Source organism: Aerococcus sp. HMSC062A02, assembly GCF_001809535.1.
Lineage (GTDB): Bacteria > Bacillota > Bacilli > Lactobacillales > Aerococcaceae > Aerococcus.
This window is the reverse complement of the sequence record NZ_KV797945.1, coordinates 19,924-25,663: the sequence shown is the minus strand read 5'-3', so window position 1 is coordinate 25,663 and position 5,740 is coordinate 19,924. Positions and strand designations below refer to the sequence as shown.

The 5,740-nt window shown below is 48.4% G+C and carries 4 protein-coding genes; 2 read left to right on the top strand and 2 right to left on the bottom strand.

Annotated features, from left to right (window positions below; translation table 11 throughout):
• Positions 1-172: 172 nt before the first annotated feature.
• Positions 173-1,378: a NupC/NupG family nucleoside CNT transporter gene (locus HMPREF2626_RS08545; RefSeq protein WP_070620131.1), complete on the bottom strand. Its 1,206-nt coding sequence runs from the start codon at positions 1,376-1,378 to the stop codon at positions 173-175.
• A gap of 12 nt (positions 1,379-1,390) precedes the next feature.
• Positions 1,391-2,329: a carbohydrate kinase family protein gene (locus tag HMPREF2626_RS08540; protein WP_070620128.1), complete on the bottom strand. Its 939-nt coding sequence runs from the start codon at positions 2,327-2,329 to the stop codon at positions 1,391-1,393.
• A 250-nt stretch (positions 2,330-2,579) separates the two neighbouring features.
• Between HMPREF2626_RS08540 and HMPREF2626_RS08535 the strand changes: the two genes are divergently transcribed.
• Together HMPREF2626_RS08535 and HMPREF2626_RS08530 are read left to right on the top strand one after the other, a co-directional pair.
• Positions 2,580-3,041 carry a CtsR family transcriptional regulator gene (locus HMPREF2626_RS08535; protein ID WP_067974128.1) on the top strand — a complete coding sequence of 154 codons (462 nt, stop codon included), beginning with the start codon at positions 2,580-2,582 and terminating at the stop codon, positions 3,039-3,041.
• A 26-nt stretch (positions 3,042-3,067) separates the two neighbouring features.
• Positions 3,068-5,581 (top strand): ATP-dependent Clp protease ATP-binding subunit, encoded by a 2,514-nt coding sequence (locus HMPREF2626_RS08530; RefSeq protein ID WP_070620126.1) that lies wholly within the window; start codon positions 3,068-3,070, stop codon positions 5,579-5,581.
• Positions 5,582-5,740: the final 159 nt, after the last annotated feature.

Here is a 5,740-nt window from a genome sequence, read left to right as displayed (position 1 = left end):
AAGTGGAGTCAGAGCTGACTTTTGGAGCAGGTTTGGGCTTGTACGGCTGACGCCTACTAGCCGTAATTCACATCGCCTGCATGTTCATGGTTAACAATTAAAATAGCGATCGCTCCAACTGCCCAATCTATGGGCAGTGGAGCGATCGCTTTTACTGTGCTTTATTTTACTTTTAGAAGAAGAGACCGACTACGCTGGCTACGAGTAGGGAAGAGAGAATTGAACCCAAGAGGACCTTAACTAAAGATTGGGAAAGGACCTTGGATTGCTTCTCACTAATGCCCTTGATGGCGCCGAGGGTAATCCCCATGGTTCCGAAGTTGGAGAAGGATACCAGGTAGGTGGCAACCATAGCTTGGGTCTTAGCGCTAGCCCCACCTAGGAGACTTTGGAATTCACCCATAGCAACGAATTCGTTGGTCAATAGCTTGGTCGCCATGAGACTCCCCGCTTTAACAATGTCTTCGCTTGGAATCCCAATAATGAAAGCCAAGGGTGAGAAGACATAGCCCATGGTTTCGGTGAAGGTGATGCCGAAGATTCCTTCAACAATGGAGTTCAGGAAGGTGATCAAGGATACGAAACCAATCACCATGGCAGCGATAATAATAGCAAGGTTGAAGCCATCAGTGATGTATGAACCGAGCATGTCAAAGAAGTTGCCTTTGTCTTCTGCACTTTCTTCTAGTAGTTCAAATTCTTCGCCAGTTTCGACTTCTTCCGCTTCGTAAGGGTTCATGATGCTGGTGATAACTAGAGCAGCGAAGATGTTTAAGAAGACTGCTACAACGACATATTCGCCAGGAATCATTTGCATATAAGCAGCTAGGGTTGAAGCTCCGACTGCAGACATCCCAGACAAGCAGATGGTGAAGAGGGAGCGAGGGTCCATGCCTTGGATAATTTCTTTAATCGAAATAAAAGCTGAGGTGTTCCCGAGTACAGCTGTTGAAATAGCGAATTGGCTTTCGACTTCTCCCATACCGGTAATGAAGTTGATCCCTTTTCCAACCCATTTCATGATGAAGGGGAGAACTTTGATATAGTTCAAGATCCCAATCAGTGCTGAAATGAAGACCAGGGGCAAGAGAACGTTGAAGAAGAAGACTGAAGCGCCTTCTTCGATGACGATGCCGCCGAAGACGAAGCTAATCCCACCTTGGGCTTGGGCAATCAGCCAGCTGAAGAAGTTGGAAATGCCTTCCAGAGCAGTGATCCCTGCTGAGGTCCTGAGGCAGATGAAGGTGAGGACCAACATAGCGACAAACATCATGGCGATATTTTTAATTTTACTTGTGATCTTTGAACGATCATAGGATAAGAGGGCAGCCAGTGCTAAAATGACCAGGATCCCAATTAAATTCCGAATAATTCCCACAGTATATTCCTCCTATTGTTTATAATCTTGGGCACGTTTAACAACAGCTGATATTGACAGGTCTTCGTAGACCGAGTGCATGGTGCTGGTTGCTAAATTCGCTGCAGCTTGGGCGAGTTGGGTCACTTCCTTAATGTCCAGTTCATGGCCGTAGTGGTAGTTGGCCCAGACAATGGTTGCCATAGCACAGTCACCTGCGCCGTTCGCGCTAATCACGTCGGATTCTAGCACTGGGACATAGTGGGTTTCTTCTGAGTTGGCACAGACCATTCCCTTGGCACCTAGGGAGATGAAGGCATTGTTGACGCCAAGCTCTATCAGTTTTTCGGCAGCTTGACGGGCTGTTTTCTCGTCAAGGATCTTGATACCCGTATAGAGTTCTGCTTCATATTGGTTAGGCTTAATGGTGTCGATCCGATCTAAGACCGCTTCGAAACGTGCCGCCTTGGCTACTGATACAGGCTCTACATAGAGGGGCGCCTCGACATGGTCAACAATCCACTCAATCGTCTCCCGGGAGATATTGGCGTCGATGACACAAATCTTGGCTTGGTTTAAGAAGTCCAGGCGGTCGGCCAAGAAGTCTGGTGTGATACGTTTAACGATATCCATATCGTTGACACCGGTAATCATATCCCCGTCGCTATCTGTAACATAGAGATAGGTTGAGGTGTGTTCGTCCTCTAATTTCTCTGCATAATCGAGGGAAATATTTAATTCTCGACATGATTTTTCAACTAGTAAACCAAAATCATCATCACCATATGCGGTCACGAGATAGGTCGGTACCTCTAATTGCACTAAATTGTGCGCGATATTACGGCCGACCCCCCCTGGACTCAGGTAAATGTGACCAATGTTGGAATCCCGCTCCCGGTACATGGGACCAGAAATCCCTGCAATATCCATGTTTAAGCCGCCGATAATTGCGACATATGACTCATTCGTCATCCCACTGCCTCCTTTAAAATTTGCATAAGATTGCACGCTTTCTATTATACACAATTCTTCTTAAGAATGGCACGATTTCATGAAATTGTAAAGAGAAAGCGCTTTAAAAATTAGCTGGTCTAAAGCCTATCAGACCGGGGCAAAAGCTTGGTTTGGTCAAGTTTTGAAAGACAAAGATATTGACGCTTGGCTGAAAATTCGGTATGATAAAGTTGAATGTCAAACTTAGTCAGACTAGAGGTGATTAAAAATGCGTAATAAAAACATGTCTGATATAATAGAAGCCTACCTGAAACAAGTCTTACAGGAGTCGTCGAATGTTGAAATTCGGCGGAGTGAAATCGCTGAGCGCTTCGAGTGTGTTCCCTCACAAATTAACTATGTCATTAATACCCGCTTTACTCCTCAGAATGGTTATCATGTGGAGAGTAAACGTGGGGGCGGTGGTTATATTCGTATCGTTAAGATGACGGTAGTTGATGAGGCGGACTATATTGATTCGATGATTCAGCTGATTGGCGACGAATTATCAGATAAGGACGCCCAAGCAATTATTAGTAATTTACACAAGAATGACTTGCTTACGAAGTTGGAAGCGCGCTTGATCTATGCGAGCTTAGACAAGGACGTCATGGCCCATGTGAACCAAGCCGATTCCTTACGCGCCTTGATCTTAACGAATGTGCTTCGTAAGTTGAAATACGATCATTAAACTGCGCGAAGATTGGAGTTTAGACCATGAAAGAAATCTATACGGAAAAAGCCCAGAAAGCCTTAGCCTATGCCTTAGATGCGGCGAAGGATTTCCGCCACCATGCCATTGGGACAGAGCACCTCTTGATGGGTCTTCTAGTCGAACCTGATGGCATCGCCCATGCGGTCCTGAGCCCTCATATTGATGACTATGAAACCCTTAAGGAAGAGGTCGAGTTCGTAGTGGGCTATGGTTCAGGCCAAGATCCTTATAATGAATTAGGCGAGCCTGTCTATTCCCCCCGTGCCAACAAAGTGCTCTACCTCAGTACGGAAGAAGCTAAGAAGAATCGGGCTTCCTTAGTAGGGACCGAGCATATCCTCTTGGCTCTCATGCAAGAAGAAGTCCTAGCTACCCGTATTTTACGGAATTTAGGGGCGGATCCAGATATTATCCGCCGCGACATCTACCAGATGCTCGGCCTGCCTTTAGATAGGGGGGGACGCAAGAAACAAGGGAAAGTTGATTCTCACAAGAGTAAGACCCCAACCTTGGATGCAGTCAGCAAGGATTTAACCAAACGGGCCCACAATGGCCAACTTGACCCCATCATCGGTCGGGAAAAAGAAGCTCGACGCATCCTCCAGATCCTCAGCCGCCGGACTAAGAATAACCCTGTCCTCGTGGGCGAACCTGGTGTAGGTAAGACCGCTATTGCGGAAGGCCTAGCCCAGGCCATTGTCAGTGGACAAGTCCCCGAAAGCTTAGAGAACAAGCGCTTGATGATGCTCGACATGGGCTCTTTGATTGCGGGAACTAAGTACCGGGGTGAATTCGAAGACCGGATGAAACATCTGATTGAGGAAGTCATCCAAGATGGACAGGTCATTCTTTTCATCGACGAATTGCATACCCTTATCGGAGCTGGCGGGGCAGAAGGAACAATGGATGCTTCCAATATCCTTAAACCCGCTCTAGCCCGCGGTGAAGTTCAAGTGATTGGGGCAACCACCCTTAATGAATATCAGAAGTATATTGAAAAAGATGCTGCTCTAGAACGACGCTTTGCCAAAGTCCAAGTTGATGAACCGACAATTGAAGAAACCCGGTCCATCCTGGCCGGCATCCGCCAAGCCTATGCGGACTTCCACCAAGTGACAATTACCGATGAAGCCATTGATGCGGCAGCCAATTTGAGTGCGCGTTATATTTCCGACCGCTTCCTGCCAGACAAAGCTATCGACGTGATGGATGAAGCCGCAGCAACCAAACGCCTGGATGCCCAAGGGAAAACGGACCAAGCTGGCAAGAGTCAGGACTTGGTTCGCGACTACCGGCAACTCGAAGAAGCCAAGCTAAGGTGTGTGGCTGAGCAGAACTTCCAAGAGGCTGCCAAGCTCCATGCCAAGCAAAAAGAGCTGGAAGAAGCCCTCAATAAGTTAGAGACCAAGCGTAAGAAGAAAAAGCAAAACTATAACTTATCGATCGGCGAAGAGGAGATTGCCGCAATCATTGCCCAATGGACCGGCATCCCTATTAGCCAGCTCACCGAAACGGAAAATCAGAAGCTCTTAGCCTTGGAGGAACGCCTCCACCGCCGGGTCAAAGGCCAGGATGAGGCGACCAATGCGGTGGCTCGTGCTGTACGCCGGGCCCATTCCGGGATTAAAGACCCCAACCGGCCTATCGGTTCCTTTATGTTCCTAGGCCCAACCGGGGTCGGGAAGACCGAATTAGCCAAGAGCCTAAGCGAAGAGCTCTTCGGTTCCGAACGCCACTTGATCCGGGTCGATATGTCCGAATTTATGGAAAAATACTCAACCAGCCGGATGATTGGTTCTGCCCCAGGCTATGTGGGCTATGACGAAGGGGGTCAATTGACCGAAAAAGTACGCCAACACCCTTATTCAGTCGTGCTCTTTGATGAAGTGGAGAAGGCCCATCCCGATATTTTCGACCTACTCTTGCAAATCCTCGATGATGGCTACATCACCGATAGCAAAGGCCGGATGGTGGATTTCCGCAATACCATCATTATCATGACCTCAAACCTCGGAGCAACCGCCCTGCGTGATGAGAAGACAGTCGGTTTTGGTCAGGAGTCCGTCAGCCATGACTATGACCGGATGAGCCAACGTATCCGGGAAGAATTGAAGCAACAATTCCGTCCCGAATTCCTCAACCGGGTGGATGAAATTATCGTCTTCCACTCCCTGAACCAAGAACAAGTGGGCGAAATCGTCAGCAAATTTACAGATGCCATGGCCGAACAATTGGCCCAACAAGGTATTGACCTCCGTCTCACCCACGGCGCCATCAAAGTCCTCGCTGAAAAAGGCTTTAGTCCAGAATACGGAGCCCGTCCCGTGCGTCGGGAACTCCAAAGCCAAATCGAAGACCCACTCAGCGACCTCATCCTATCCCAAGCCGTCGGAGAAGGCGACCGCCTAACCATCGGCTCACGCCAAGGCAAACTCTACATTCGCATCCAACACGAAGACGGCAGCGAAGAAAAAGAAAGCCTAGTGAAAACACAGGGTGTGAGGGAGCGCGGGTAGAAGTGGACCTCTGGAGCAAAGCAACAGAGAAGACTGAAAGTCTTCGACGGCGTTTTGTGAAGAGGAGCCACTTCTGCGCGACCGAACCCGACTACCAGGGTGTGAGTAAAGGCGTTTAGAAAAGTATGACTGGAGGCAAAAGGGATAAGAACGGCTTTA

Excerpts from the sequence above, each read along its gene's own strand:
- HMPREF2626_RS08530 (WP_070620126.1), top strand. The coding sequence starts at position 3,068 with ATGAAAGAAATCTATACGGAAAAAGCCCAGAAAGCCTTAGCCTATGCC.
- HMPREF2626_RS08540 (WP_070620128.1), bottom strand. The coding sequence starts at position 2,329 with ATGACGAATGAGTCATATGTCGCAATTATCGGCGGCTTAAACATGGAT.
- HMPREF2626_RS08535 (WP_067974128.1), top strand. The coding sequence starts at position 2,580 with ATGCGTAATAAAAACATGTCTGATATAATAGAAGCCTACCTGAAACAA.